Source organism: Thermosulfurimonas sp. F29, assembly GCF_019688735.1.
Classification (GTDB): Bacteria; Desulfobacterota; Thermodesulfobacteria; order Thermodesulfobacteriales; family Thermodesulfobacteriaceae; genus Thermosulfurimonas_A.
The window spans coordinates 459,699-483,702 of record NZ_JAIFYA010000003.1; the positions used below are offsets into that span (position 1 = coordinate 459,699).

Consider the following 24,004-nt stretch of genomic DNA (forward strand, 5'->3'; position numbering starts at 1 on the left):
CCGCTACCCCTCCTCGCCCTTTTTCCCGGCCCATACCGGGTCTTCCCCGAAGTGGAGAAACCACCACTCCGCGGCGTCGGCCCCGCGGTCGTTGGGAGCCAGCTCGATTCGGTAATGCTCACAGTAGTCCATAAGGAGGCGATAGGCCTCGTTCAGGGCCCTCATCTTCTCGGCGTCTCCGGCCCGATCGGGATGATACCGGGCCGCAAGCCGGCGGTAGGCCCTGCGAATCTCGGCCCTGGTGGTCTCCCGGGGCAATCCCAGGAGACGCCGCGCCTCCTCGATTTTGGCCCACTTGTGGGAAAACATAGTGCAATTTAGAATAATCCTAAACTCCGAAGATTCAATCTCCTTTGATCCGGCGCGGTATCCCGGCGATACCCCCGGCACGGAAGATTATGAAGAAGGATTTCACCTTTTCGGTCCTGACTCTGGGTTGCAAGGTCAACCAGGTGGAAGGAGCCCATCTGGAGGAAAGCCTCGAACGGATGGGGGGAAGAAGGGTTCCTCCGTCCGAAGCTCCTCGCCTGGTGGTGGTAAACACCTGCGCGGTCACCGGCAAGGCCGCCTACGAAGGCCGCAAAATTCTCCGGCGGGTCCTTTCCGGATCCCCCGAGCTGGTGGTGGTTACGGGGTGTTACGCCCAGGTTTTCCCCGAGGAGGTGCTTTCCGCGGCCGAGGGACCCGTGGCCGTTTTAGGACACGCGGAGAAGTTTCGTCTCACCAAGATCCTTGAGCAATACGGCCCAGGGGCCCTGCGGCGAGAGATCCTGGTTTCCCCCCCGGAGAAGCTGAGAACCGCTCATCCGGCCCCCATTTCTCGCTTTCCCGGGCATGCCCGGGCCTTTCTCCGGGTGCAGGACGGATGCAGTCAGGGCTGCGCCTACTGCATAGTGCCCCTTTCCCGGGGGCCCTCCCGGAGCGTGCCCGAGGAGGAGATCCTCAAACAGGCCAGAGTCTTTGCCGAAGCGGGCTACCGGGAGATCGTGATCACCGGCATACACCTGGGTTTCTGGGGCCGGGACCTCACCCCTCCCCGGGATCTGGTGCACCTCCTCCGGCGTCTCGAAGGCGTGGGGAGCTTTCGGATCCGTCTTTCCTCCCTGGAGGTCACGGAGATCACGCCGGAGCTGCTTAACTGGGCGGCAGCCTCCCCTCGCTTTGCCCCGCACTTTCACCTTCCCCTTCAGAGCGGGGACGACGAAGTTCTTCGAGCCATGGGAAGGCCCTACACCGCCGGCTTCTACCGGGAGGTGCTCGCGGAACTCTTTAGACTCTTTCCCCGGGCCGCTTTCGGTGCGGATGTGCTGGTGGGGTTTCCGGGAGAGTCCGAGGAGGCCTTCCGGCGCACCTACAGGCTGATAGAGGAATCGCCCCTTACCTATCTCCATGTGTTTCCCTATTCCCCCCGTCCGGGCACCCGGGCCTACACCCTTCCCCGGGTCCCTCCGGAGGAGGTGGCCCGGAGGGCGAGGGCCCTGCGGGAACTGGCGGTGCGCAAGAAGAAGGCCTTTTACCAGGCCCAGGTGGGCCGGGTCCTTCGGGTTCTGGTGGAGGAGAAGGATCCGGAAACCGGGCTACTCAGGGGGCTCTCGGAGAACTATGTTCCGGTTTATCTTGAGGGGAGGGAGTCGCTGCGGGGGGAGATCCTCCCGGTGCGGGTGGTGCGGGTGATAGATTCCCGGGTTTATGGGGAAAGGCTCTGAAACCCAGCCACAGGTAGTGAAGCCCGGAGATCACGGTAAGGGAAGCGGTGACATAGAAGAGAGGGGAGAGCCAGGGGCGGGGCAGGGAGGCCAGCACCGCCGCGGCGGTAACCACCTGGACCGCGGTATTGGTTTTGCTGAGGCGGGTGGGGTTAATTTCCGGAGGGGTGGCAAAGAGGTGGAGCACCAGGAACCCGCTCACGATGAGGACATCGCGACTTACCACCAGCACGGCCAGAAATACGGGGAGGTACCCCTTCCAGGCGCAGAGGACATAGATGGTGTCCAGCAGGAACTTGTCGGCCAGCGGATCCATGACCGCCCCGAGGAGGGACTTCTGACCCAGCCTGCGGGCCAGAAATCCGTCGAGGGCGTCGGAAATCCCTGCCGCAAGGAAGGCCACCAGGGCCTCGGGGCGTCTTCCCGCGAGAAGAGCGATTACGATGATCGGAACGAGGAGAAGACGCAGGACGGTTATAAGATTGGGCCAGGTGAACATGGTGGTTTATACTCTAGTCTCTAACTTCCGGACAAGAAAGTGATTTCCTCATTTGTTTTATCGCTATTCCCGCAACTCCTTGCTAAAGTTCCATAAACAGAGTAAAAAAGGTTCCATGCTTCCGAATCGCCAGGGAAAGTTCGGACCGTTTGGGGGACGCTTCGTACCCGAGACCCTCATGCCGGCTTTGAGAGAACTGGAGGAAGCCTACCGGAAATTCAAAAGAGAACCTTCCTTTCGCCGGGAACTCTTCTGGTACCTTCGAGAATACGCTGGTCGTCCCACTCCCCTTTATCCCGCCCGTCGTCTTTCCGAGGCTCTAGGGGGGCACCTGAAAATATACTTAAAACGCGAGGATCTTTTACACACCGGGGCGCACAAGATAAACAACACACTGGGACAGGTTCTGCTTGCCAAACGAATGGGCAAACGCCGTGTCATTGCGGAAACCGGTGCCGGGCAACATGGAGTGGCTACCGCCACCGCAGCGGCCCTTCTGGGCTTGGAATGCGTGGTTTACATGGGAGCAAAGGATACCGTCCGTCAGGCCATGAATGTCTTCAGGATGGAACTCCTGGGGGCCAGGGTAATTCCGGTGGAGTCCGGCACTCAGACCCTTAAAGACGCCATAAACGAAGCCATCAGGGACTGGGTCACCAATGTGGGAACTACTTTTTATGTGATCGGTTCGGTGGTGGGACCTCATCCCTATCCCATGATGGTGCGGGACTTTCAGAGTATAATCGGGCGTGAAACCCGCCGGCAGATTTTAAGGCTCGAGGGCCGTCTTCCGGACCTGGTGATTGCCTGCGTGGGGGGCGGTTCAAACGCCATGGGGATATTCTATCCTTTTGTGAGGGATCAGGTGGTCAAGCTGGTGGGAGTGGAGGCCGCGGGGGAGGGTCTTGATTCGGACCGGCACTCCGCCACCCTCAGCGTAGGAGAACCGGGGGTGCTTCATGGGATGATGACCTATCTTCTTCAGGATCGGGTGGGCCAGATCAAAGGAGCGCACTCTATTGCTCCCGGGCTCGATTATCCCGGAGTGGGTCCGGAGCACGCCTTTCTCAAGGAGACCGGACGGGCGGAGTATGTGGCCGTGGACGACGAGGAGGCCTTATCCGCCTTCAGACTTCTCTCGGAAACCGAAGGGATTATTCCGGCCCTGGAAAGCGCTCACGCGGTGGCCTACCTGGTGAAGATAGCCAATCGTCTTCCCCGGGATACCATTGTGGTGATAAACCTGTCCGGTCGGGGAGACAAGGATGTGGCTGCCGTGCGGGACTATCTATCCTCCGGGAAAAAATGAAAGGCGCGGAACGAGTCCGGAAAGCCATTGAGGAAGCCAACCGGCGGGGTCGGGCGGCGCTTATACCCTATCTGTGTGCCTGGGATCCGGATCTCGCCACCACCGAGGCTGCCCTCTGGGCAGTGGCCGAGGCCGGGGCGAGCGTGGTGGAACTGGGATTCCCCTTTTCGGATCCCCTGGCCGACGGTCCCACTATCCAGGCCGCTACCCAGAGAGCCCTGAGACACCATCCCACCCTAGAGGCATTCCTCGAGTTTGTGTCCGGTCTTTACGAGCGGGGGTACCCGCTTCCCATAGTAGTCATGGGGTACTACAATCCCTTTTTCCGTTTCGGGATTTCGCGTTTTGCCCGGGAGGCCCGCAGGGCCGGGCTCTGCGGGGCCATCATACCGGATCTCTCACTTGAGGAGGCCCGTCCCTGGCTCCGGGAAGCCCGCCGGCAGGGCCTGGCCAGCATCATGCTCGCCGCCCCCACCACGCCCACTCAAAGGCTGGAAAAGCTTGCTCGCGCATCCTCCGGATTCCTTTATTATGTCTCCGTAACCGGAATAACCGGAACCCGGGATCGGCTACCCGAAGACCTGGCTCTGCGGCTCGATCTCTGCCGTGAGGTCTCTCCGGTACCGGTGGCGGTGGGCTTCGGCATTTCTCGTCCGGAACAGGTTCAAATGCTTGCCCCGCACGCGGAAGCCATTGTGGTGGGAAGCGCTCTGGTCAAAATAATGGAGTCCGAGGGACGCAGGGCTCCGACTTCGCTGGAAAAATTCGTTCGAAAACTGGTAGCGGCCACGAAAAGACCATGAGGGTCCTTCAGGTAAAAACGGCACCTCCCTACGAGATTCTCATAGGTGGGGGAATCCTCGCCGACCTACCGGAGGATCTCCCCCGGGTGCTTGAGACGCGGAGACTAGCCCTCATTACCGATGACACGGTGAGGGACTTTGTGGCCGAGGATCTGTCCCGCCTTCTTTCCGAAGGGGGCTTTGGCACGGAGGTCTTTTCCTTTTCTCCCGGAGAGACCTCCAAACGAATGGAGACCGTGGTGGACCTGGCCCGCCGGATGATTCGAGCCGGATTCGATAGAAAATGTGCGGTGATGGCGGTGGGTGGAGGTGTGGTGGGAGATGTGGCGGGGTTTCTGGCCTCCATCTATCTCCGCGGAATACCCTATGTCCAGGTGCCTACCACCCTCCTTGCCCAGGTGGACAGTTCCGTGGGAGGCAAGACCGGTGTGGATCTTCCGGAAGGCAAAAACCTCCTGGGCACCTTTTATCAGCCCCGCAGGGTTTACATAGATTACGGAGTGCTTTCCACACTTCCCCGGGAGCACTTTCGTAACGGACTTGCAGAGGTGGTTAAATACGGTTGCATTGCCAGTCGCAGTCTCTTCGAATACCTCGAAAAAAACATCTCCCGTCTATTTCTTTACGATCCCGAAATACTTGAAGAAATCATTTACGAAAGCTGCCGAATTAAGGCCGAGGTAGTCTCCCGGGACGAACGGGAATCCGGTCTTCGTCGAGTACTCAACTTTGGGCACACCCTGGGGCATGCGCTCGAGGCGGCTTTGAACTATAAAATTCTTCACGGGGAAGCGGTGGCCGTGGGAATGGTGGCAGCGGCGCGGCTCTCGGAAACCCTGGGGGTGGCCAGGGAAGCCGTCTCGGAGAGGCTGGAAGCGTTGCTTACGATCCTGGGTCTTCCGGTGCGTCTTCCGCGGGGAATTTCCCCGGATAATTTGCTCGTTTTTCTTTCAGCGGACAAAAAGGTCTGGCACGGCAAACTTACCATGGTTCTTCTCAAAAGCCTGGGGGAATTCGTCTTCTACGAAAATCCCCCCGTGGAAGCACTGGAAAAAGTCCTCAGGGAATTGCTTCCGGAGGATGATTAATGAGAGAAATCCTCTTCACCAAGATGCAGGCTTCGGGGAACGACTTTATTCTAATTGAGAACTTTGAGGGAGCCATTTCTCCGAAGGAAGCCCCGGAGTTGGCCCGCAAACTGTGCCGACGCAGGATCTCGGTGGGAGCCGATGGTCTGATTTTGATAGAGCCTCCGAGGAATCCGCGGAACGCCTTTTCCTGGCGTTTTTTTAATGCCGATGGTACCGAGGCGGAAATGTGCGGAAACGGAGGGCGCTGCGCGGCAAGATTTGTCGTGGAGGAGGGGCTTTCCGGACCGGAGCTCACCTTCGAGACCCCGGCCGGGGAGATCCGGGCCGAGGTACGGGGAAAGCGGGTCAAGGTGGCTCTCACTCCCCCGCGGGATCTTCGCCTCAATCTTTCCCTTCCCCTAGGGGACAATACTTTTTCCCTCCATTTTATAAACACCGGGGTCCCTCATGCGGTGATCTTTGTGAAGGATCTGGAGGAAATTCCGGTAGAAGACCTGGGCCGCCGGATTCGTTTTCACGAACACTTTGCCCCGGCCGGAGTCAATGTGAATTTCGTTCGGATCCTCTCCCGGACGGAAATTGCTGTACGCACTTACGAGCGAGGCGTGGAGGGAGAAACGCTCGCCTGCGGTACCGGAGCCTCAGCCGCAGCTTATATAGCGGTAAAACTGGGACTGGTCGAGGTACCGGTCTCTGTTATCACCCGGAGCGGAGAAACCCTTCGTATTCATCTTGAGGAAAACCGGATCTTTCTGGAAGGGGACACTCATAAGGTGTATCGAGGCTATCTCTATTCGGAAGCCCTTTCGGACTGAGTTCCTCGGTGCTAGAATAGCTCTTAAATACCAGAGGAGGATTTTTGGATGTTAAAGCGTCTGATCGGTTGTTTTGTTTTGTTGATTCTGTTTTCTTTTCCCGTGCGGGCGGAGAAATCCCCGGTCATTGCGAAAGTGGGACCTTACACCCTCACCCGGGACGATTTCCAGAAAGAGCTCGAAAACAATGCTCAACTGAAGGCCCTTCTGACCCTCAAACCGGACATGAAGAAAGTACTGGTGGAGCGCTGGGTGGAGGTTACTCTTCTGGGGCTGGCCGGGAGGGATGCCGGGCTTGAAAAAGACCCGGCGGTCCGGAAGGAAATCGAGGAACAGACCCGCATGATCCTCGCCCGTCACTATTACGAAAAAAGGATCCTGCAGGGCCTAAAGGTTTCGGAAAAGGAGGCTCAGGAATATTATCTTTCCCATCGCAAGGATTACAGGATTCCGGAGAGGATTAAGGCCCGACACATCCTGATCCGGATCCCGGAAGGGGGCGACAAAAAAGCCGAAGAGGAGGCCCTTTCCCGGGCTCGAGAGATTCGCAAAAAACTCCTTTCCGGAGCAGACTTTGCCGAGCTGGCCCGCCGATACTCCGAGGATCCCGGAACCAAGGATCGCGGCGGGGATCTGGGGACCTTTTCTCGGGGTCAGATGATTCCCGAGTTCGAAGAAGCGGTTTTCAGGCTAAAGGTGGGGCAGATCAGTTCCCCTATTCGGACCCGCTTCGGCTATCACATAGTCCAGGTGGAGGCGAAAATTCCCGCGCAGATTCCTCCTTATGCCAGGATCAAAAAACGGGTGATTCAGGATCTCCTGGAGGTTAAAAAGGAGAAGAGACTTTCGGCCCTTCTAATGGAACTCAAAAAGAAATATTCGGTGGAGGTGCATCCGGAGAATCTGCCGTGATACCGGATTTTTTGCTGGCTGAGCTACCGGAATCGATGATCCGGGTGCTGCGAGACAATCCTGAAGGTTATGTAATCTTTCTCGACATCGAAACCGAGGGCCTCTCCCGGGAAAGAAATGGCATCACGGTACTGGGTACCATGGCCAGGGGACGCTATCGGGCCTTTGTGGCCGGGTTCAATCTGGAAAAGGGAGCCGAATTCCTTGCGGCCTATCCTGTATGGGTAACCTTCGGAGGGACCCGATTTGACCTCCCTTTTCTCCGGGCCCGTTTTCCGGCGCTTCCCCCTCCGCTACTGCATATAGATCTGGAACACCTCTACCGCCGTCTGGGGTATCGAGGAGGGCTCAAGAAACTGGAAGAACGCTTCGGACTGGTTCGGAATACCCGGGGACTTACGGGATACGACGCGGTAAAGTTGTGGCAGAGGTGGAAACGGGAGCGGGATCGTGCGGCCCTGCGGCGTCTCCTGCTCTACAACCGGGAGGATGTGACTAACCTGAAGCCCCTTCTTGAGAGGGCTGGCCGCATGCTGAAGGGTTTTACCGAAAGAAATCTCCGAAGCAGGGGGGGCGCGATTGCCGGATAAGGATATCCAGCGTCTTGCGATAACGGAGAAATTCCTTCGGTATGCCGCGGATCTAAGTGAGACCCTCCCCTCCAGCGCCGTTCTGGTGTATGCCGATGTGTTTCCGGGCGGAGAGGGACTATCCCAATTTCTGGAACATGTACAGAGGCACCGCCTCATTCTGGTCACCAGGGAGAAAGATTTTCAGCCCCCTCTGGGAACGGAGGTCATTGAGGTCCCGGAGATAAAACTAACCCGTCTGGGACAGATCAAGGTGGCTGTACTCATCGGAGTGGCCCGGGGGCTCTTTACTCATGAGGACTTACTGATCTGCCTCTCCGGGGTGGCCGAAAGCGGACACCTTGATAGTCTTTTTATCCTGGATCTCGAGAGTGAATTTGAAATCTTTGCCGTCTCACAGCTGGAAGATCTGAAGGAAATCGTAAAACCAGAGGTTTTCCAGCGCGTACTTTCCCTGGCCATTGTGCTGGCTACGCAGGGGCGGGAAGGGAAACCGGTAGGAACCTGTTTTATTCTGGGGGATACCGATCAGGTGCTCCAACACTGTGATCAGATGGTGATAAACCCCTTTCGTGGCTACTCGGAAAATGAACGCAACATCCTGGATCCTCGACTCGAAGAAACAGTCAAGGAATTCGCCCTTCTGGATGGAGCTTTCGTCATACGGGGTGACGGAGTGGTGGAAAGCGCGGGAAGCTATATTCGCACGGGGGTAGTGAGCGCAGATATTCCGAGCGGTCTCGGGGCTAGACATCGTTCCGCCGCGGCCATAACCGCTCTTACCCGGGCAGTAGCCATTACGGTGAGCGAATCCACCGGGACGGTAACCGTCTTTCGCAACGGTAAAATCGTGATGGAAATCGAGAAACCCCATCCCCTGGGACCGGATACCGAATGGCGTCGGGCCTTCTACGCCGGCCCTCGAGCCCCTTCGGAATGGCCTCATGAACCGAAACTAGTCAAAGGAGGTTAGTATCAATGTTTAGAGAAATCAGGACCCTGATCCTCTCAACCCTGGTCGTCTTCCTGGTGGCGAGCCTGCCGGCTTCTGCCTCCCCCGGACTCTGGGACAGTCTCTTCCGGGTCAAAAAGGTGGAACCTCACCGGAACACCCCTCCTCCCTCTCCGGCCTCTCCCCGGGATCTCGCCGTGGCCCAGGCCCTTTCCAGGGCCTTTGCCGCAGTAGTCAAAAAGGCCGGTCCGGCGGTGGTCTTCATAGAAGTGGAAAAGACCGTGGTGCGTAAAGAACCCCTTCCCTTCCCCTTCGGGCCATTTCCCTTCGACTTTTTCGGGAACGACTTCATGCATCGTTTCTTTCCTCAGATACCCCGCAAATTCAAACAAAGAGGAGCCGGCTCGGGATTTATCGTGAGTCCGGACGGACTTATTTTCACCAACAATCATGTGGTGGAGGGAGCGGACAGGGTTATTGTAAAACTCGCTGATGGGCGCACCTTCAGGGGAAAGGTGGTGGGGCGCGATCCTCAATCGGATGTGGCGGTCCTCAAGATCAAGGGACACGACCTGCCCACCGTCCCTCTGGGAGATTCGGACAAGATCCAGGTGGGGGAATGGGTTATCGCCATCGGAAATCCGTTCGGCCTGAGCCATACGGTAACCGTAGGGGTGGTCAGTGCCAAGGGACGCAGCGGGCTGGGCATAACTGATTACGAAGACTTTATTCAGACCGACGCGGCTATAAACCCGGGGAATTCGGGAGGCCCTCTCCTCAATCTCCGGGGGGAAGTTATCGGCATGAATACGGCCATCTTTACCCGTTCCGGAGGATACATGGGCATCGGATTCGCCATCCCCATAAATATCGTAAAGCTGGTAGCGGAACAGCTGGTCAAACAGGGGAAGGTGATCCGGGGCTGGCTGGGGGTGGTGATTCAGGATCTTACTCCGGCTCTGGCTCAGGAGTTCGGTCTGGAAAGCACGGAGGGAGCCCTGGTGGCACAAGTGATGAAGGGATCCCCTGCGGACAGAGGCGGACTCAGGCAGGGTGATGTGATCGTACGCTACAACGGCAAACCGGTCAAAAATTCCTCCGAGCTTCGCACCTTTGTGGGGCTCACCCATCCCGGAACCACGGTCACCCTGGGAATAATCCGGGAAGGTAAACCTATGGAACTCCGTATCACCATCGGAGAATATCCCAAGAAAATGGAAATGTCCGCTATTGCTCCGGAGATTCAGAAGTTCCTGGAAGAGCTGGGCTTCAGGGTCCAGGAGCTGACCCCCCAACTGGCCCAGGAACTGGGTTATAATGTGCGCAGAGGGGTGGTCATTTCCGCCGTGGCTCCGGGAAGCCCGGCTGCCTTTGCCGAGCTAAGACCGGGACTCCTCATCGAGGAAGTCAATCGTCACCGGGTAAAAAGCCTTTCGGACTTCTATGAAGCCATCAAACCTTCCCTAAAAACCGGACGGGTGCTCCTTCTGGTCAGGGATCAACACTTCCGTCGCTTCGTGGTCCTTTCCACGAGATAAGAGACAGGGGGGTGCTCCCCCCCTGTCTCCATTCCTTTTTCCTATCGCAGACCGAAATTTCTATTCGAAATTGTCACTTGATTTTTAGGCTTCTTCTTTTAATATTATAGGAAAAATAAATTAATGAAAAGAGTCATGCGGGTGATAGATTGTCGCGGGCTTCCCTGTCCGCAGCCGGTTTTGAGGACCCGCGAGGCCCTGGAGGGACTCGGGGAGGGAGATGTTCTGCAAATTCTGGTGGACAACGAGGCTGCGGTAAGGAATGTGTCCCGGTTTGCCGAAGCCCAGGGGCACAGGGTAAGGGTATTCAGGGAGGGTGAGGTTTATCGGCTGGAAATTGTCAAAAGAGGGGAAGGGCATCCGGTTTCGGAGATTTCGTGTATCCGTCCGGAGGGACTTTTGCGAGTGGTGGTTATATCTTCAGATCGCATGGGGGATGGGGATGAGGATCTGGGGCGTCGGCTTCTGATTAATTTTCTCAAAACCCTTCCGGAGGTCTCGCCACCGCCTCAGGCCCTGATCTTTTACAATCGTGGAGTCTTTCTGGTAACGGAGGGGGCTCCGGCACTTGAGGCTCTGAAGACACTGGAAGACCGCGGGGTTGAAATCATCGCCTGCTGGACCTGTCTTTCCCATTACGGTCTTGAGGACAAACTAGGGGTGGGCAGGGCCGGTAATATGTACGAAATCCTCTCCCTGCTCATGAGGGCCACGGTAATCTTACGCCCTTAAATGATTCCCTATTCTACCTCTTCCGGGATGAACTCCAGTTCCTCGATGGCCATGGGAGACGCTCGATGTACCCTTATCTTCCATCCTTTAAAGCGAAAAAGTTCCCCGGTGCGCGGGATACGGCCGGCGAGCTTCAGTACAAATCCTCCCACGGTCTCGTACTCCCCTTCGGGAATGGGAAGACCTATTTCGCGAGCCTTTTCTACTTCCATAAAAGCCTTTACCAGGAAACCCCCATGAGGAAGCCTCCGGTAGAGGACGAGATCTTTTTCCAGTTCATCCAAGAAATCGCCCAGAATTTCCTCCATGAGGTCTTCAAGAGTAACGATACCTATGGCCGCACCGTACTCGTCCACCACTACCGCATAATCCTCTCCGGTCTTTTGCATCTCGGAGAGGGCCTCGGAGGCGGGTTTAAACTCCGGAATATACTTGACCGGACGCAGATATGCAGAAAGTGGGTTTTCCGGAGGAGCGTCCAGGAGATCCTGAGCCCTTACCACTCCCACCACCCGGTAGACCCGGCTTCGAAAGATTGGAAGGCGCGAGAATCCGTAATGAGCGAATATACGCAGGGCTTCCTCCACCCGGGCGGTTTCGGGAAGGGTCTTGAGTCTCACGAGAGGCACCATCACCTGGTCCACCGTCTTTTCGGCAAACTCAAAGAGCCGCGAAAGAGCTTTTCTTTCAATGGGTTCCAGATGATCTTCGGTGGTGAGAAGGCCTCGAAGTTCTTCCCGAAGAAGAGGGGGGAGAGGCTTCTCGGAGAGCCCGAGCAGGGCGAAAGTGCGGCGGATCACCGCCGAAACAATCCAGACCAAAGGCAGAAGTATTCGCGAAATTAGGTATAGGGGTGGGGCCAGAAGCGGGGCCAGAGTCCCGGCCCGAGCCCGGGCCACATTTTTGGGAATGATCTGTCCGAAAAGAAGCATTACCGGAGGAAGGCCTAACAGAGCCAAAAAGGGGCCTTCCTCCGGAAAGATTTCCAGGAGAAACCCGGTCGTAAATACCCCGTTGGCAATTACACAGAGATTAAGGCCGAGAAGGGTGGTGGTCAGCAATCGTTCCGGTTCCCTTAGGAGATTCAACGCCATGCGGGCCCCCAGATGTCTTCGGGCAAGCATCGAGAGGCGAACCTCCCCGGCAGAAAGGATGGCAATTTCCGCAGCGGCAAAGAAAGCCTCGCCACCAAGAAGCAATAAAAAGATCAGACTAGCCAGTACCTTCACCCTCCACCCTCTCCACAATAACGGTCTCGATCCTCCGGTCGCGCAGCTCCTCCACCCGAAAACGGAATCCGTAGCCCTGGACCTCGGCCCCCTCCCGGGGCAATTCTCCGAAGAGATGTAGAACCAGACTGGCCATGGTACGAAATTCTCCAGCCGGAAGATCGGCCCCGGTTTCCCGATTGAAGTCTTCCACCTGAACCCAGCCCCGCACCCTGAAACATCCTGGACCGAGACTTTCGATGGGCGGCTTCTTGGCCTCTCTCTCCTGATAGATCTCCCCGAAAAGTTCCTCCAACACATCTTCTAATGTCACCAGACCGCTTACCTCGCCGTATTCATTCACCACCAGGGCCAGCTTAAGCCTGCGATTCTGAAATTCCTCAAGCAATCTGCGTACCCGGGTCTTTTCAGGAACGAAAAAGGCCGGACGGGTAATCTCCGAAAGTCGAACGGTCTTTTTCTGCAGACGGGTTTTGAGGAGATCCTGTACATAAAGAATACCCACTATGTGATCCAGATCCTCCTGATAGACCGGAATCTTGCGGTAAGGGGCCTCTTTAAGGCGGGAAAGAAGTTCCGGAGTAATTTCCTGGTCAGGGAGAGCCCAGATATTTTTGCGAGGAGTCATAATTACCGAAACCGGAGTTTCTTCGGTTTCAAATAGACTGAGAATGAAAAGGCGTTCCTCCCTCCGGAGCGCACCGGAATGATAGGCTTCCTCCACCAGACGTTTTATTTCCTCCTCAGCCGGAACATTACGGTGCGAAGGGACATTAACCTTCGTAAGCCGGAAAAATATCTGGGCCACCGAAAGCAGTATCATCCGGAGAGGAGCCAGCAGAATTTCTGACACCCGTAAAGGGTAAGCCACTACACAGGCCACCCGTTGTCGAAATTTGAATCCCACCACCTTGGGAAAGAGATCTCCCCAGAGGAAAAGGAGTAAACTCATGAGCGGATAGGCCAGCCATTTTCCTGCTGGACCGAAAGCCTGATAAAAAAACCAGCTGGAAAGGGCCGAGGAGAAGATATCGGCCAGTTCATTTCCCATGAGCACGGTGGTAAGGAGCTTCTGAGGTTCACGCATTAGATCGGCGGCCAGGCGGCAAGAAGCCCGCGAACTCTTGCGCAACCGGGCCAGATCCAGTCTCCCGAGGGAAAAAAGAGCCGTTTCGGAACAAGTAAAGAAGGAGGAAAGAAGAATAAATAGGGTGATGATCAGCCAGACCAACCAGGGATTCAAGTCCTTCCCTTTCCTCCTTTTTATTTATCCGGTAAAAAATAATACCATGGAAGATCGATGGGTGAGCTATCTGCTAAGCGGGGTTCTGGCCCTTATCCTCTTTGGAGCCCTGGTCCGGATCTTTCAGCCGTTTTTCAATCCTATCTTATGGGCCCTGATTCTTTCACTTTATCTTTTTCCCCTTAATCGATTTTTGCGCCGTAGACTCAAGGGCCGACGGGGACTGGCGGCCTTTCTTCTTACCCTATCGGTGGTGATCTTCATTCTCATTCCTTCCGGATTTGTGGTGACCGAGGTTACCAGACAGGCCCTTGATTTGGCGAGTTCGGCACGAATTTTTCTGGAAAAAGGCCCCGCGGGTTTGCTTCCCTCTCCGGATAAGTACCCTCGTTTCTATGCCCTCTCCCAGAAACTTATGGAAAAACTCGCTCCCTTCGAAACCCAGGTCAAACAGGTTCTTGCCGCCATGGCTTCGGGAACGGGGCAGTTTCTTCTTAATCAAGGCAAGGCCCTTTTCAAAAACACCGTACAGCTCCTTCTCCACATGATTTTTATGCTGGTGACCCTTTTTTATCTATTTCGGGATGGGGATACCTTTTTTGAGGAGGTAAAAAGACTCCTTCCCACCACGCTTGAAGAAACCGAGCGCATCACCGGGAAGATCCAGGAGGTGTTGAGGGCGGTCCTGTTCGGAGGCCTGCTTACCGGGCTGGCCCAGGGATTGGCCGCCCTTCTGATCTACCTGATCCTGGGGGTCCCCTCCGCAATATTTCTGGGGCTTCTCACCGCCGCAGCCTCCTTTGTTCCCATTGTGGGAACGGCCCTGATATGGGTACCCACCGTCATTTATCTTCTGATCAAGGGCTTCCTGATAAAGGGGATTATACTCCTGATCTACTGCGTGCTAATAGTAAGCCAGATTGATTCCCTTCTCCGCCCATTTATCGTGGGGTCCCAAACCGAGATCCACACCCTTTTTCTTTTCTTTAGTATTCTGGGAGGACTTAAGACCTTTGGAATTCTTGGAATCTTTCTGGGTCCGATAATACTTTCCCTGACCATCTCCCTGGTGGAAATTTATCGACTAAAAGTCCTGCGTGATGCCTGAATTACCCGAAACAGAGACTATTCGTCGAGACCTTGTCGCCGTGATAACCGGAAAAACAATTCAGGAGCTCAGGGTTTTAGTACCCAAACTCGCACGACCGGGGCCGGAAATTTTCTGTCTCCAGCTCAAGGGACGGAAAATCCGGGGACTTCAACGCCACGGCAAGCTTCTCCTCTTTGAACTCGGGAAAGAGGTGCTCCTGGTCCATCTCGGCATGACCGGGGCCCTGATCTTCCGCTCCTCTGAAGCTTTACCACCTTATACTCATATAGTTTTTTATCTAGATGGAGGCAAACTCTTTTATGCGGACCCGCGCCGCTTCGGATGGCTGGAAGTTCTCCCGGCGGAGGCCCTGCCAAGACATCCCTTCTACGCGTCTCTGGGCCCGGATGCTCTGAAAGTAGACTTCCTTGAGTTCGAGAAAAAGATATCCGGCCATAAGCGGCGCATAAAAGAAGTATTACTGGATCAACGGGTGCTTGCCGGGCTGGGGAACATTTATACCGATGAGGCCCTCTTCCGTGCCGGGATTCATCCCTGCAGGAGGGCAACGGGGTTAACCCCCGAGGAAAAACGGCGACTTTTTGAGGCGGTAAAGACGGTGCTCCATCGGGGCATAGAGCTTCGCGGTTGCTCGATACGCAATTATGTGGATGGTCACGGGAATCCGGGACATTTTCAAAACGAACTCCGCGTTTACGGGCGACGCGGGGAGCCCTGTTTCCGCTGCGGAACGCCCCTTCTCTATACCAGAATAGCCGGCCGGGGGACCACCTTCTGTCCCTCCTGCCAGCGTTAGCTTACGGTAAAAGAAAAAATATCGGCAAAAAATGGTGGAGGCGGCGGGAATCGAACCCGCGTCCGGAGGTGCTTCAGCCTAAACTTCTACGTGCGTAGCCCGGGTGGTCAATCTCGGCAAAGGGTGAAGACCCGGGCGCTTCCCCTTTGCCCAGCCTGCAGGATTCTCGGCCTCGGGGAGGCAGGCACTCCCCCAGGCCCAGCCCCGTAATCCGACGCCCCGGAGGCCGCCGGGGCAAACGGCGCATCCGGGACGGGCGGCTCTATTTTTTAGGCCGCCAGAGCGTAGGCATACTCGTCGGCACTTGTGTTTTCCCCACCTTTTTTACGAGGCGGTGGGGACCTCGGCACGCCGTTTAGGCCTACACACCCCCGTCGAGCCCACTTCGCCCCCAGCGTGTAAAAGAACAATCTTCCTTTTTCTAATTATAAATCTCCTGATCGGAATTGTCCAACAACGAGGGAAAGGTCACCGGATCTTGCCCTTGTAACGACGACGAAGCTCTCTCTCCTCCTCTCGACGCTTAATGGTTTCCCGGCGATCATGGAGCTTTTTACCCCGGGCTAAAGCCAGCTCCACCTTGGCCCAACCGTCCTTGAAATAGATCCGGAGAGGAATCAGGGTATAGCCCTTTTCCGCCACTTTACCGGCCAGCCTGTTGATCTCTCTCCTGTGAAGAAGTAACTTTCGGGTGCGCCGGGGATCGGAAAGGGCCGCTTCCCGGGAAAAGGGATAGGGACTGATGTGCATGTTGTACAGGAACACCTCTCCGTTCACCACCCGGGCGAAACTGTCCGCCAGATTGGCCCGCCCCAGACGCAGACTCTTCACCTCCGGACCGGTGAGCACGATACCGGCCTCATAGGTCTCCTCGATATCGTAGAGAAAGCGCGCTTTGCGATTCGTAGCTACCGTCTTTTCCATAAGCATCTCTCGGAGAGGCTGTAAGAGCCGGCGGGGGGACTCGAACCCCCGACCTGTGGATTACGAATCCACTGCTCTACCAGCTGAGCTACGCCGGCGGAAATAGCTTTAAATTATTTTAAAGCCCTACCTCTTACAAGTAAAGCCCGAATTTGAATCTATATCTTTTACCCCCCGCAGGAAATGGTGAAATCCAAATTGATCGAAACCGTAAGAGATAAACTCATGCATATTCCGCCCCGAGAACCCCAAGGATATCCTCCTCACCCTGTTAAAAAAATCTGCCTTAAACGCGAATCAGAAAACAAGCCTAGAACCGTCCTCCGCTAGTGGCTGATTGTTGTCCCCGATGGTTCGGCCGCTCTCCTTTAAAAATCAACCCCAGAAAGGAACCTCAACGATCAGGGAAGCTTCTACCCGGGAAGCCCGCCTATCATCCGTTGGAGAGGTATGTTCTCCGGGATTTAACCCCTGAATGGGGTACCGGTTATTTTCCATCCCGACCCAGGGGAGCATCAGCGGTTGAGAAATCCCGTTAAGCAAGCCTCTTGACCGATCCCTCAAACCCTCATAAGCTAGATCCTGGAAGGAGGGGAATCATGGAGATAGATGTTCAGGATCTGCGGGTACTTGAGGAGAAGATCGAGCGGCTTCTTCAGGTGCTGGGGCGGCTTAAGGCCGAAAGGGAAGAACTTTTACTGAAACTTCAGGAAAGAGAGGCCGAGGTGGCTCGGCTTAAGGAAGAGCTTAACCGCAGGGAGGAAGAAAGGAGGGCCATCAAGGAGAGGATTGGCAACCTCATAGAGAGGCTCTCCCAATTCTCCGAGGGAGGCGCTTAAGGATTGGCCGAAAGGCTTATAGAGTTTGAGTTTGCTGGCAATTGTTTTACCTTCCGGGCGGACCTCCCGGAAGAGGAAATAGAAGAAATTCTGGAGTATCTGGAGGAACGCAAGAGACGCTTGCGAGGCCGGCGACAGCTTTCGCCTTTGAAACAGGCGGTGGTGCTCCTGCTTGAGATCACCGCGGAGCTGGTGCGCATCAAGCGGGAGCACAGGCTCCTTTCGGAGAAGATTGGGAGAGAGGCGATACGCCTGAGCGAGGTGATTGAGAAGGAACTCAAATGCCTGGGGTGTGCGTGATCGGCCACAGCGCCCGCCGAGGCAACACCCGAGCCCGCGAGGGGGTCCTCTTCGCCCTGGTGCAGGCCCCGGCCCGCACAGCCGGGGAAGCCGAAGGGGCGAACGGCCCCCTATGGTAGGACCACGGTCCTCGAAGCGGGCCGGCTGACACGGCACCCCGGGTCCCTTTTTTTCGATGGTCCCCTCCTTTCCTCCCCTGCGGAAAAAATAGAGACAAGGGGGAGGTCTGATCATGGAAGTCCTGGTAACGCTACTGGCTCTGGTGGTGGGTGCGGGAGCGGGCTTTTTTGCGGCTTACCGGCTCCGCAGGAAGGAGGAATTCGAGGAAAGACGAAGGGCCGAGGAGGAGGCCCGGCTGATCCTTGAACGGGCCCGGCGCGAGGCCGAGACCATCACTCAGGAGGCCCGGATCCGGGCCAAGGAGGAGGTGCTCAAGCGCAAGGAGGAACTCGAGGCGGAGTTCGTCCGACGAAAGGAGGCCCTGGAGGCGGAGCACCGCGGGAAACTGAAGGAGATCGAGGAAAAGTCGGCCCGGATCGCCGAAAAGGAAAAGGAGCTCAGTCGCAAAGAGGGCGAGCTCAAGCGTCTCGAGGAGGATCTGCGGGCCAAGCTGGCCGAGGTCCAGAAGACCCGGGAGGACCTGGAGAAGCGCCAGGCGGAGATCAAGAGTCTCATCGAAGAGGAGAAGAGGCGTCTCGAGGAGGTGGCCCGCATGAGCGAGGAGGAGGCCCGGGAGCTTCTGCTTTCCCGGGTGGAGGAGGAGGCCCGGGAGGAGGCCGCCCGGGTGCTCATGCGCGTCGAGTCCGAGACCAAGGAGGAGGCCAAACGCAGGGCCCAGGAGATCCTGGCCCTGGCCATCTCCCGCTGCGCCGCGGAGTTCGTCACCGAAAAGACGGTCTCGGTGGTGCCGTTGCCGAGCGACGAGATGAAGGGACGCATCATCGGTCGGGAGGGACGCAACATCCGGGCCTTTGAGGCCGCCACCGGGGTAACCGTCCTCATCGACGACACCCCCGAGGTGGTGGTGCTGTCCTGCTTCAATCCCATCCGGCGGGAGATCGCCCGGCTGGCCCTGGAGCGTCTGGTGGCGGACGGACGCATCCATCCCGCGCGAATTGAAGAGGTGGTCAAAAAGGTGGAAGAGGAGATGGAGACCACCATCAAGGAGACCGGAGAGAAGGCCGCCTTTGATGTGGGGGTTTACGGGCTTCACCCCGAATTGATCAAACTCCTCGGAAAACTCAAGTACCGCACCAGCTACACCCAGAATGTGCTGCAACATTCCATAGAGGTGGCCTTCATCTGTGGGGTTATGGCCGGGGAGCTGGGGCTGGATGTGAAGAAGGCCAAGCGGGCGGGGTTGCTACACGACATCGGTAAGGCCGTGGATTTCGAGCAGGAGGGGCCCCACGCCCTCATCGGGGCGGATCTGGCCCGCAAGTACGGGGAGGACGAGGAGATCGTGAACGCCATAGCCGCCCACCACGAGGATGTGCCGGCTCAGTCGGTGCTGGCCATTCTGGTGCAGGCCGCCGACGCCGTTTCCGGAGCCCGCCCCGGGGCCCGGCGTGAGCTTCTCGAAACCTACATCAAACGCCTCCAGGATCTGGAAAACATCGCCTACTCCTTTAACGGGGTGCAAAAGGCCTACGCCATTCAGGCCGGCCGTGAGGTGCGGGTCATCGTGGACAGCGGCAAGGTCTCCGACGAGGAGGCGGTGTTGCTCGCCCGGGACATCGCCCGTAAGATCGAAGAGGAGATGAAGTTCCCCGGGGTGATCAAGGTCACGGTGGTGCGCGAGACCCGAGCGGTGGAGTACGCCAAATGAGGGTGCTTTTCCTGGGCGATGTGGTGGGCAATCCCGGACGCCGGGCCCTGCGGGTCTTTCTTCCGGAGCTCGTGCGGGAGTACCGTCCGGACTTCGTACTGGCCAATGCGGAAAACGCCGCCGGCGGCTACGGCCTCACGGAAAAGATCGCCGAGGAGCTTTTCGGGCTGGGCCTGGACCTGCTTACCAGCGGAAACCATGTGTGGAAGAGGGAGTTTCTGCCCTACCTGGCGCGGACGAACAGGGTGTTGAGGCCGGCCAACTATCCGGAAGGGGCTCCGGGACGGGGTGCGGTCGTGCTTGAGAAAGAGGGCCGAAGGCTCGCGGTGGTGAACCTGGAGGGGCGGGTCTTCATGCGGGCCCTTCTCTGTCCCTTTCGCACCGGGCGGGAGCTGGCTCGCAGGCTCAGGACTGAGACGCCCTGCATCCTGGTGGACTTTCACGCCGAGGCCACCTCGGAAAAGATCGCCCTCTCCTGGTATCTCGACGGAGAGGTCTCCGCTCTCCTCGGCACGCACACCCATGTCCAGACCGCCGACGAAAGGATCCTTCCCGGGGGCACGGCCTATCTCTCGGATGTGGGCATGTGCGGCCTGCGCGACGGGGTGATCGGGATGAACCGGGAACAGGCCCTGGAGATGTACCTCACCCAGGTGCCGAGGAAGCTCGAGGTGCCCAAAAAGGGACCGGTGAAGGTGGAAGGGGTCTTTCTGGAGCTGGAGGATTCCTCCGGTCGCGCCCTTCACATAGAACGCTTCCGCAGGGAAGAATGTTAGTCCTGGTCCCCACGGAGCTCGAGGCCGATCCCTTGCGGGGGCTTCCGCTGGAGATCGCGGTGGTGGGAATGGGACCGGTGGAGGCGGGTCTTTCGGCCCTGGAGGTTCTTCGGGAAAGACGCCCTCCGGTGGCCTTTCTCACGGGACTTGCCGGGGCCTATCCCGGGACGGATCTCGCGCCCGGGGACCTGGTGCTGGCCACGGAGGAGGTCTTCGGTGACCTCGCCCTCTGTTTCCCCGAAGGGGTGCGTCCCATGGGGCGTCACCTTCCCCTGTCAGAAAGAATATCCCTGCGCTCTCCGTGGCTGGAGCGGACCCTGGCCCTCCTCGAGGAGGGAGGGGGCGGAGCCCGGGTGGGGCCACTGGTGACGGTGTGCTGCGCCACGAGGGATCCGGCGCGGGCGCTGGAACTGGCCCGCCGGCACGAGGCTCTTGCCGAAAACATGGAAGGATTTGCCGTGGCGGAGGCGGCCCGGCGCACCGGGGTCGCCCTGGTGGAATTGCGGATCATAAGCAATCTCCTGGAGGCACCGGAGGCCCCCTGGGAAATCGAGAGGGCCCTTGACCGGCTCAGGGAGGTGTTCGGTTGGCTAAGCCAGCACTTCGCCTAGCCGTTTCCCCCTGTCCCAACGATACCTACCTCTTCGGCCCCCTGGCCCTGGGTTGGGTCTCCCTCCCCTTTCCGGTGGAGTTCGTCTTTGAGGACATCGAGACCCTGAACCGCATGGCTCTCACCGACCCTCCGGAGTTGATTAAGCTATCCTTTGCCATGTTGCCGGAGGTGGCCCATCGCTACGAGGTCTTTCCGGTGGGGGCGGCCCTCGGCCGGGGCTGTGGCCCCCTGCTGGTGGCCCATCCCTCGGTGTCTCCGGAGGAAATCCCTTCCCTCCCGGTGGCCCTCCCCGGGGAACACACCACGGCGCACCTCCTCTTTCGCCTAGCCTTTCCCGAGGCCTCTCACCGGGTCTTTATCCCCTATCACGAGATCCTCCCGGCCCTTGCGGAAGGACGGTTCGCCGCCGGGGTCATCATACACGAGGGGCGTTTCGTCTATGCCCGGTACGGGCTGAAACTGGTTCTGGATCTGGGCCGATGGTGGGAGGAGAAAACCGGACTCCCCATCCCCCTGGGGGGGATCTTCGTGCGCAGGGATCTCCCCCGGGAGGTGGGCCGTGCCCTCCTTTCCGCCCTGCGCCGATCCCTTGACCTGGCCCGGGAACGCTTCGAGGATCTCCTCCCCTTCATTCGTCACCACGCCCGGGAACTCGCCCGGGAGGTCATCGAGGCGCACATCCGCACCTATGTTAACGAATATACCCGGAATCTCGGGGAGGAGGGGCGGCGGGCCCTGGTGGAACTCATCCGTCGGGCCGGGACCTCCTCCCCGGAAAACCTCTTCTGGGAGGCTTAGAAGATGAGTCTCTGGTCTCTGGTGGTAAACATCGGTCCGGTGGGGAAGCTAACCCTAGGTATTCTCTTTTTCCTTTCGGTGCTGACCTGGGCGGTGATCCTGGCCAAGTGGTGGGGCATGCGCCGGGCCCGGAGGGACCTTTCCGTACTCGAGGAGGCGTTTTACCGGGAGGAAACCTCGCGCCACCTTTCCGGCCTGCTGGAGAAGCTCCCCGGAGGGCTTCTGAAGGAGATCCTGCGGGACTACCTGCGGGTTTACGGCCGCCTGCGCCGGGACTTCCCCTGCCCGGAGGAAGTGGCCCTGCGGGCGCTCTGGTTTTCCGGAATAAAGGCCGCGCTCCTTTCCGAATGGGAAAGGATCCGCGAGGAACGAACCCGGGATTTTCCCGCCTATCTGGGATTTCTCGCCACGGTGGGCAACACCGCCCCCTTCATCGGTCTTTTCGGCACGGTCTGGGGGATCATGGCCGCCTTCCACCGGATAGGGCTCAAGGGAAGCGCGAGTCTGGCCACCGTGGCCCCGGGTATAGCCGAGGCCCTGATTGCCACCGCCATGGGACTCTTTGCCGCCGTCCCCGCGGTGGTGGCCTACAACTACTTCACCCGGGCGGGAGAGGCCTTCCTGGAAGACCTCTCCCGGCTGGAGAAGAGACTGCTCGCCACCTGCGAGCGCGACCTCCTTTCCCAGGCCCTAGGCCAGTCCCTGGGCCAGTAGGTTGAGGTCCAGCGGGCGGGCGGCCAGCTCCCGATCGATGTGAAAGAGCCCCTGGGGGGAATCCTTCACCAGCTTCATCTGGTTGACCAGGCGGCCGAAGGAATCCTCCTCCTCCACCTGTTCGGAAACGAACCACTGCAGGAAGATCTCCGTGGCGTGATCCCCCTCCTCCTTGGCGAAACTCATGAGGTCGTTGATCCGGCGGGTGACCTCCCGCTCGTGATTGAGACCGTACTCCAGGCAGGCCAGAGGCGAGTCCCACTCCTCCGGCGGCTTGGGTATTTCCTGGAGTCGCACCCGTCCGCCTCTCTCGTTCACGAACTTGTAGAACTTCATGGCGTGCATGAGCTCCTCGGCGGTCTGCGCCTTCATCCAGTGGGCAAACCCCTCGAGCCCCAGGTCCTCAAAATAGGCGGACATGGAGAGGTAGAGGTAAGCGGAGTAGATCTCCCACTTGATCTGTTCGTTAAGGGCGGCTTCCATTTTTTCCGAAAGCATGCCTTTACCTCCTCACTTTTTATAAAGCTTATGGCATGTTTTCTTGGAAAGGGCAATCCTTTCCAGCAACACTTCACGGAAGTGCCGGGGGATTAATCCATGGGAATCAGATTCAGCTAGATCCCCTGAAGGCCCGGTCGCGAGGAGGAAGGGGTAAAGGACCTAGTCAACCCTCCCTTAAAGTCTCCTCCAGGATGGTCAAAAAGGCGTCTATTTCGCGATAGGCCACGGTAAGGGGAGGGGTAAGGCGCAGGGCGTCGGGTTTGGGGGCAGTGGTGAGGACGCGGCGCTCGAAGAGGGCCTGCATCAGGGAGGAAGCGGGGATCCGGGTCTCCAGGGCCAGGAGGAGTCCCAGCCCTCGCACTCCCTTCAACTTTTCCGGGAACCTCTCACAGAGCTGAAGGAGTCCCTTACGCAGGGCCTCTCCCTTGAGCCGCACTTCGGCCAGGAAGTCGGGGGAGGAGACCCGCCTGAGGACGGCCAGGGCCGCGGCGCACGCCACCGGATTTCCCCCGAAGGTGGAGGCGTGGGAGCCCGGAGAGAGGGCCTCCATCACCTCTTCCCGGGCCAGCATGGCTCCCAGGGGAAGGCCCCCGGCCAGGCCCTTGGCCAGACACATTATGTCCGGCTCCACCCCGAAATGCTCGTAGGCAAAGAGCTTGCCGGTGCGACCCACCCCGGTCTGAATCTCGTCAAAAATAAGGAGGGCCCCCCGGGCGTCGCAGACCCGACGGGCCTCCTCCACGAACTCCCGGGAAAGGGGGATGACCCCGCCTTCTCCCAGAACTGGCTCCAGGATCACGGCACAGGTCCGCTCGTCCACGACCTCTCTCAGGGCTTCGAGATCGTCGGGAGGCACATGCACGAATTCCGGAACCAGCGGCTCAAAACCCTCCCAGTAAACCGGTTGCCCCGTGGCCGAAAGAGCCCCGTAGGTGCGACCGTGAAAGGAGTTCTCCAGGGCCACGATCCGGGTCTTCTCCGGGCCGTGTTTCAGGTAAGCGTAACGCCGGGCGAGCTTTAAGGCCGCCTCCACGGCCTCGGCCCCGGAGTTACAGAAGAAAACCCGTTCGGCAAAGGAATTTTCCACCAGGATCTGCGCCAGCCGCGCCTGGGGCTCGGTCCAGTAGAGATTCGAGACATGAAGGAGCTTTTCGACCTGATCCCTTACGGCGGAGACCACCTCCTCCGGACAGTGCCCCAGGGCACAGACCGCAATCCCGGCGCAAAAATCGAGATACTCACGCCCCTCCTCGTCCCAGAGCCGGGTGCCCTGCCCCCGCACGAAGGCCACCGGAAAACGCCGGTAGTTTCCCGCAAGGTAAGTTTCCCCGAGATCCCTTATTATTCCCATTCGTAAAAAAACCTCCTGAAAAAAATCTGAAATA

General features: G+C 58.1%; 26 protein-coding genes, 1 tRNA gene, 1 other RNA gene and 1 pseudogene. 20 read left to right on the plus strand and 9 right to left on the minus strand.

From position 1 onward, the window contains the following. Positions 1-3: 3 nt before the first annotated feature. Entirely contained in the window at positions 4-309 is a 306-nt protein-coding gene (locus K3767_RS10710; RefSeq protein WP_221173574.1) for a DnaJ domain-containing protein, read from the minus strand. Between the two features lie 89 nt (positions 310-398). Between K3767_RS10710 and mtaB the strand changes: the two are divergent. After that, positions 399-1,631, plus strand: a pseudogene (mtaB, locus tag K3767_RS10715) (tRNA (N(6)-L-threonylcarbamoyladenosine(37)-C(2))-methylthiotransferase MtaB); the annotation flags it as partial. Here mtaB and K3767_RS12315 read toward each other — a convergent pair. Next, entirely contained in the window at positions 1,582-2,205 is a 624-nt protein-coding gene (locus K3767_RS12315) for a CDP-alcohol phosphatidyltransferase family protein (RefSeq protein WP_370630459.1), read from the minus strand. The pseudogene mtaB and the gene K3767_RS12315 sit on opposite strands and share 50 nt — an antisense overlap. Before the next feature lie 115 nt (positions 2,206-2,320). Here K3767_RS12315 and trpB point away from each other — a divergent pair, with 115 nt between their 5' ends. The 9 genes from trpB to yedF all read left to right on the plus strand — a co-directional run bounded on the left by trpB (position 2,321) and on the right by yedF (position 10,947). Then, positions 2,321-3,514, plus strand: a complete 1,194-nt coding sequence (trpB, locus tag K3767_RS10720; RefSeq protein WP_221173576.1) for a tryptophan synthase subunit beta — start codon at positions 2,321-2,323, stop codon at positions 3,512-3,514. Continuing rightward, on the plus strand, positions 3,511-4,317 hold the full coding sequence (trpA, locus tag K3767_RS10725; protein WP_221173577.1) for a tryptophan synthase subunit alpha: 807 nt from the start codon (positions 3,511-3,513) through the stop codon (positions 4,315-4,317). Before trpB ends, trpA begins: the two co-directional genes overlap by 4 nt. Beyond that, the gene (gene aroB / locus K3767_RS10730; RefSeq protein ID WP_221173578.1) at positions 4,314-5,405 is read left to right on the plus strand and encodes a 3-dehydroquinate synthase; all 1,092 of its coding nucleotides are present in this window, start codon (positions 4,314-4,316) and stop codon (positions 5,403-5,405) included. The genes trpA and aroB overlap by 4 nt, the downstream gene beginning before the upstream one ends. A gap of 8 nt (positions 5,406-5,413) precedes the next feature. Further along, on the plus strand, positions 5,414-6,223 hold the full coding sequence (gene dapF, locus K3767_RS10735) for a diaminopimelate epimerase (RefSeq protein WP_370630461.1): 810 nt from the start codon (positions 5,414-5,416) through the stop codon (positions 6,221-6,223). A gap of 48 nt (positions 6,224-6,271) precedes the next feature. Beyond that, positions 6,272-7,135 carry a peptidylprolyl isomerase gene (locus tag K3767_RS10740; protein WP_221173580.1) on the plus strand — a complete coding sequence of 288 codons (864 nt, stop codon included), beginning with the start codon at positions 6,272-6,274 and terminating at the stop codon, positions 7,133-7,135. Next, the gene (locus tag K3767_RS10745; protein WP_221173581.1) at positions 7,132-7,725 is read left to right on the plus strand and encodes a ribonuclease H-like domain-containing protein; all 594 of its coding nucleotides are present in this window, start codon (positions 7,132-7,134) and stop codon (positions 7,723-7,725) included. The genes K3767_RS10740 and K3767_RS10745 overlap by 4 nt, the downstream gene beginning before the upstream one ends. After that, entirely contained in the window at positions 7,715-8,698 is a 984-nt protein-coding gene (locus K3767_RS10750; RefSeq protein ID WP_221173582.1) for a diadenylate cyclase, read from the plus strand. Before K3767_RS10745 ends, K3767_RS10750 begins: the two co-directional genes overlap by 11 nt. A 5-nt stretch (positions 8,699-8,703) precedes the next feature. Continuing rightward, the gene (locus K3767_RS10755) at positions 8,704-10,215 is read left to right on the plus strand and encodes a DegQ family serine endoprotease (protein WP_221173583.1); all 1,512 of its coding nucleotides are present in this window, start codon (positions 8,704-8,706) and stop codon (positions 10,213-10,215) included. 123 nt (positions 10,216-10,338) lie between these two features. Then, positions 10,339-10,947, plus strand: a complete 609-nt coding sequence (yedF, locus tag K3767_RS10760; RefSeq protein ID WP_255592400.1) for a sulfurtransferase-like selenium metabolism protein YedF — start codon at positions 10,339-10,341, stop codon at positions 10,945-10,947. Between the two features lie 8 nt (positions 10,948-10,955). On the opposite strand, the gene K3767_RS10765 is transcribed toward yedF, so the two are convergent. Both K3767_RS10765 and K3767_RS10770 read right to left on the minus strand, forming a co-directional pair. Then, positions 10,956-12,176, minus strand: coding sequence for a hemolysin family protein (locus K3767_RS10765; RefSeq protein ID WP_221173584.1), 1,221 nt, complete (start codon positions 12,174-12,176; stop codon positions 10,956-10,958). Continuing rightward, complete coding sequence (locus K3767_RS10770; protein ID WP_221173585.1) at positions 12,160-13,419, minus strand: hemolysin family protein; 1,260 nt, start codon at positions 13,417-13,419, stop codon at positions 12,160-12,162. Before K3767_RS10770 ends, K3767_RS10765 begins: the two co-directional genes overlap by 17 nt. A gap of 61 nt (positions 13,420-13,480) precedes the next feature. Here K3767_RS10770 and K3767_RS10775 point away from each other — a divergent pair, with 61 nt between their 5' ends. Both K3767_RS10775 and mutM read left to right on the plus strand, forming a co-directional pair. Beyond that, on the plus strand, positions 13,481-14,527 hold the full coding sequence (locus tag K3767_RS10775) for an AI-2E family transporter (protein ID WP_221173586.1): 1,047 nt from the start codon (positions 13,481-13,483) through the stop codon (positions 14,525-14,527). After that, a complete protein-coding gene (gene mutM / locus K3767_RS10780; RefSeq protein WP_221173587.1) occupies positions 14,520-15,326 on the plus strand; it encodes a bifunctional DNA-formamidopyrimidine glycosylase/DNA-(apurinic or apyrimidinic site) lyase in 807 nt (268 codons plus the stop codon). The genes K3767_RS10775 and mutM overlap by 8 nt, the downstream gene beginning before the upstream one ends. 32 nt (positions 15,327-15,358) lie before the next feature. Here mutM and ssrA read toward each other — a convergent pair. The 3 genes from ssrA to K3767_RS10795 all read right to left on the minus strand — a co-directional run bounded on the left by ssrA (position 15,359) and on the right by K3767_RS10795 (position 16,348). Beyond that, positions 15,359-15,719, minus strand: a transfer-messenger RNA (tmRNA) gene (ssrA, locus tag K3767_RS10785). A 75-nt stretch (positions 15,720-15,794) separates the two neighbouring features. Further along, positions 15,795-16,250 carry an SsrA-binding protein SmpB gene (gene smpB, locus K3767_RS10790; RefSeq protein ID WP_221173588.1) on the minus strand — a complete coding sequence of 152 codons (456 nt, stop codon included), beginning with the start codon at positions 16,248-16,250 and terminating at the stop codon, positions 15,795-15,797. A 25-nt stretch (positions 16,251-16,275) separates the two neighbouring features. Continuing rightward, positions 16,276-16,348, minus strand: a tRNA-Thr gene (locus K3767_RS10795). A gap of 501 nt (positions 16,349-16,849) precedes the next feature. Here K3767_RS10795 and zapB point away from each other — a divergent pair. The 8 genes from zapB to K3767_RS10835 all read left to right on the plus strand — a co-directional run bounded on the left by zapB (position 16,850) and on the right by K3767_RS10835 (position 22,118). Continuing rightward, positions 16,850-17,089, plus strand: coding sequence for a cell division protein ZapB (gene zapB / locus K3767_RS10800; RefSeq protein WP_221173589.1), 240 nt, complete (start codon positions 16,850-16,852; stop codon positions 17,087-17,089). Between the two features lie 3 nt (positions 17,090-17,092). After that, a complete protein-coding gene (gene zapA / locus K3767_RS10805; RefSeq protein WP_221173590.1) occupies positions 17,093-17,389 on the plus strand; it encodes a cell division protein ZapA in 297 nt (98 codons plus the stop codon). Beyond that, positions 17,371-17,508 carry a hypothetical protein gene (locus K3767_RS10810; RefSeq protein ID WP_221173591.1) on the plus strand — a complete coding sequence of 46 codons (138 nt, stop codon included), beginning with the start codon at positions 17,371-17,373 and terminating at the stop codon, positions 17,506-17,508. Before zapA ends, K3767_RS10810 begins: the two co-directional genes overlap by 19 nt. 113 nt (positions 17,509-17,621) lie before the next feature. After that, positions 17,622-19,217, plus strand: coding sequence for a ribonuclease Y (rny, locus tag K3767_RS10815; protein WP_221173592.1), 1,596 nt, complete (start codon positions 17,622-17,624; stop codon positions 19,215-19,217). Next, complete coding sequence (locus K3767_RS10820) at positions 19,214-19,993, plus strand: TIGR00282 family metallophosphoesterase (RefSeq protein ID WP_221173593.1); 780 nt, start codon at positions 19,214-19,216, stop codon at positions 19,991-19,993. Before rny ends, K3767_RS10820 begins: the two co-directional genes overlap by 4 nt. Further along, entirely contained in the window at positions 19,987-20,604 is a 618-nt protein-coding gene (gene mqnB, locus K3767_RS10825) for a futalosine hydrolase (protein ID WP_221173594.1), read from the plus strand. The genes K3767_RS10820 and mqnB overlap by 7 nt, the downstream gene beginning before the upstream one ends. Further along, positions 20,580-21,404 (plus strand): 1,4-dihydroxy-6-naphthoate synthase, encoded by an 825-nt coding sequence (locus tag K3767_RS10830; RefSeq protein WP_221173595.1) that lies wholly within the window; start codon positions 20,580-20,582, stop codon positions 21,402-21,404. The genes mqnB and K3767_RS10830 overlap by 25 nt, the downstream gene beginning before the upstream one ends. 3 nt (positions 21,405-21,407) lie before the next feature. Then, positions 21,408-22,118, plus strand: coding sequence for a MotA/TolQ/ExbB proton channel family protein (locus tag K3767_RS10835; protein ID WP_221173596.1), 711 nt, complete (start codon positions 21,408-21,410; stop codon positions 22,116-22,118). Here K3767_RS10835 and K3767_RS10840 read toward each other — a convergent pair. Together K3767_RS10840 and K3767_RS10845 are read right to left on the minus strand one after the other, a co-directional pair. Continuing rightward, complete coding sequence (locus tag K3767_RS10840) at positions 22,095-22,616, minus strand: ferritin (RefSeq protein ID WP_221173597.1); 522 nt, start codon at positions 22,614-22,616, stop codon at positions 22,095-22,097. The two genes, K3767_RS10835 and K3767_RS10840, sit on opposite strands and share 24 nt — an antisense overlap. Positions 22,617-22,782: 166 nt before the next feature. Beyond that, on the minus strand, positions 22,783-23,970 hold the full coding sequence (locus tag K3767_RS10845; protein WP_221173598.1) for an aspartate aminotransferase family protein: 1,188 nt from the start codon (positions 23,968-23,970) through the stop codon (positions 22,783-22,785). Positions 23,971-24,004 lie beyond the last annotated feature (34 nt).

Coding starts and splice junctions, on each gene's coding strand:
- K3767_RS10710 (WP_221173574.1), bottom strand. CDS start 309: ATGTTTTCCCACAAGTGGGCCAAAATCGAGGAGGCGCGGCGTCTCCTG.
- K3767_RS12315 (WP_370630459.1), bottom strand. CDS start 2,205: ATGTTCACCTGGCCCAATCTTATAACCGTCCTGCGTCTTCTCCTCGTT.
- trpB (WP_221173576.1), top strand. CDS start 2,321: ATGCTTCCGAATCGCCAGGGAAAGTTCGGACCGTTTGGGGGACGCTTC.
- trpA (WP_221173577.1), top strand. CDS start 3,511: ATGAAAGGCGCGGAACGAGTCCGGAAAGCCATTGAGGAAGCCAACCGG.
- aroB (WP_221173578.1), top strand. CDS start 4,314: ATGAGGGTCCTTCAGGTAAAAACGGCACCTCCCTACGAGATTCTCATA.
- K3767_RS10740 (WP_221173580.1), top strand. CDS start 6,272: ATGTTAAAGCGTCTGATCGGTTGTTTTGTTTTGTTGATTCTGTTTTCT.
- K3767_RS10755 (WP_221173583.1), top strand. CDS start 8,704: ATGTTTAGAGAAATCAGGACCCTGATCCTCTCAACCCTGGTCGTCTTC.
- yedF (WP_255592400.1), top strand. CDS start 10,339: ATGAAAAGAGTCATGCGGGTGATAGATTGTCGCGGGCTTCCCTGTCCG.
- mutM (WP_221173587.1), top strand. CDS start 14,520: ATGCCTGAATTACCCGAAACAGAGACTATTCGTCGAGACCTTGTCGCC.
- smpB (WP_221173588.1), bottom strand. CDS start 16,250: ATGGAAAAGACGGTAGCTACGAATCGCAAAGCGCGCTTTCTCTACGAT.
- zapB (WP_221173589.1), top strand. CDS start 16,850: ATGGAGATAGATGTTCAGGATCTGCGGGTACTTGAGGAGAAGATCGAG.
- K3767_RS10810 (WP_221173591.1), top strand. CDS start 17,371: ATGCCTGGGGTGTGCGTGATCGGCCACAGCGCCCGCCGAGGCAACACC.
- rny (WP_221173592.1), top strand. CDS start 17,622: ATGGAAGTCCTGGTAACGCTACTGGCTCTGGTGGTGGGTGCGGGAGCG.
- K3767_RS10820 (WP_221173593.1), top strand. CDS start 19,214: ATGAGGGTGCTTTTCCTGGGCGATGTGGTGGGCAATCCCGGACGCCGG.
- mqnB (WP_221173594.1), top strand. CDS start 19,987: ATGTTAGTCCTGGTCCCCACGGAGCTCGAGGCCGATCCCTTGCGGGGG.
- K3767_RS10835 (WP_221173596.1), top strand. CDS start 21,408: ATGAGTCTCTGGTCTCTGGTGGTAAACATCGGTCCGGTGGGGAAGCTA.
- K3767_RS10840 (WP_221173597.1), bottom strand. CDS start 22,616: ATGCTTTCGGAAAAAATGGAAGCCGCCCTTAACGAACAGATCAAGTGG.
- K3767_RS10845 (WP_221173598.1), bottom strand. CDS start 23,970: ATGGGAATAATAAGGGATCTCGGGGAAACTTACCTTGCGGGAAACTAC.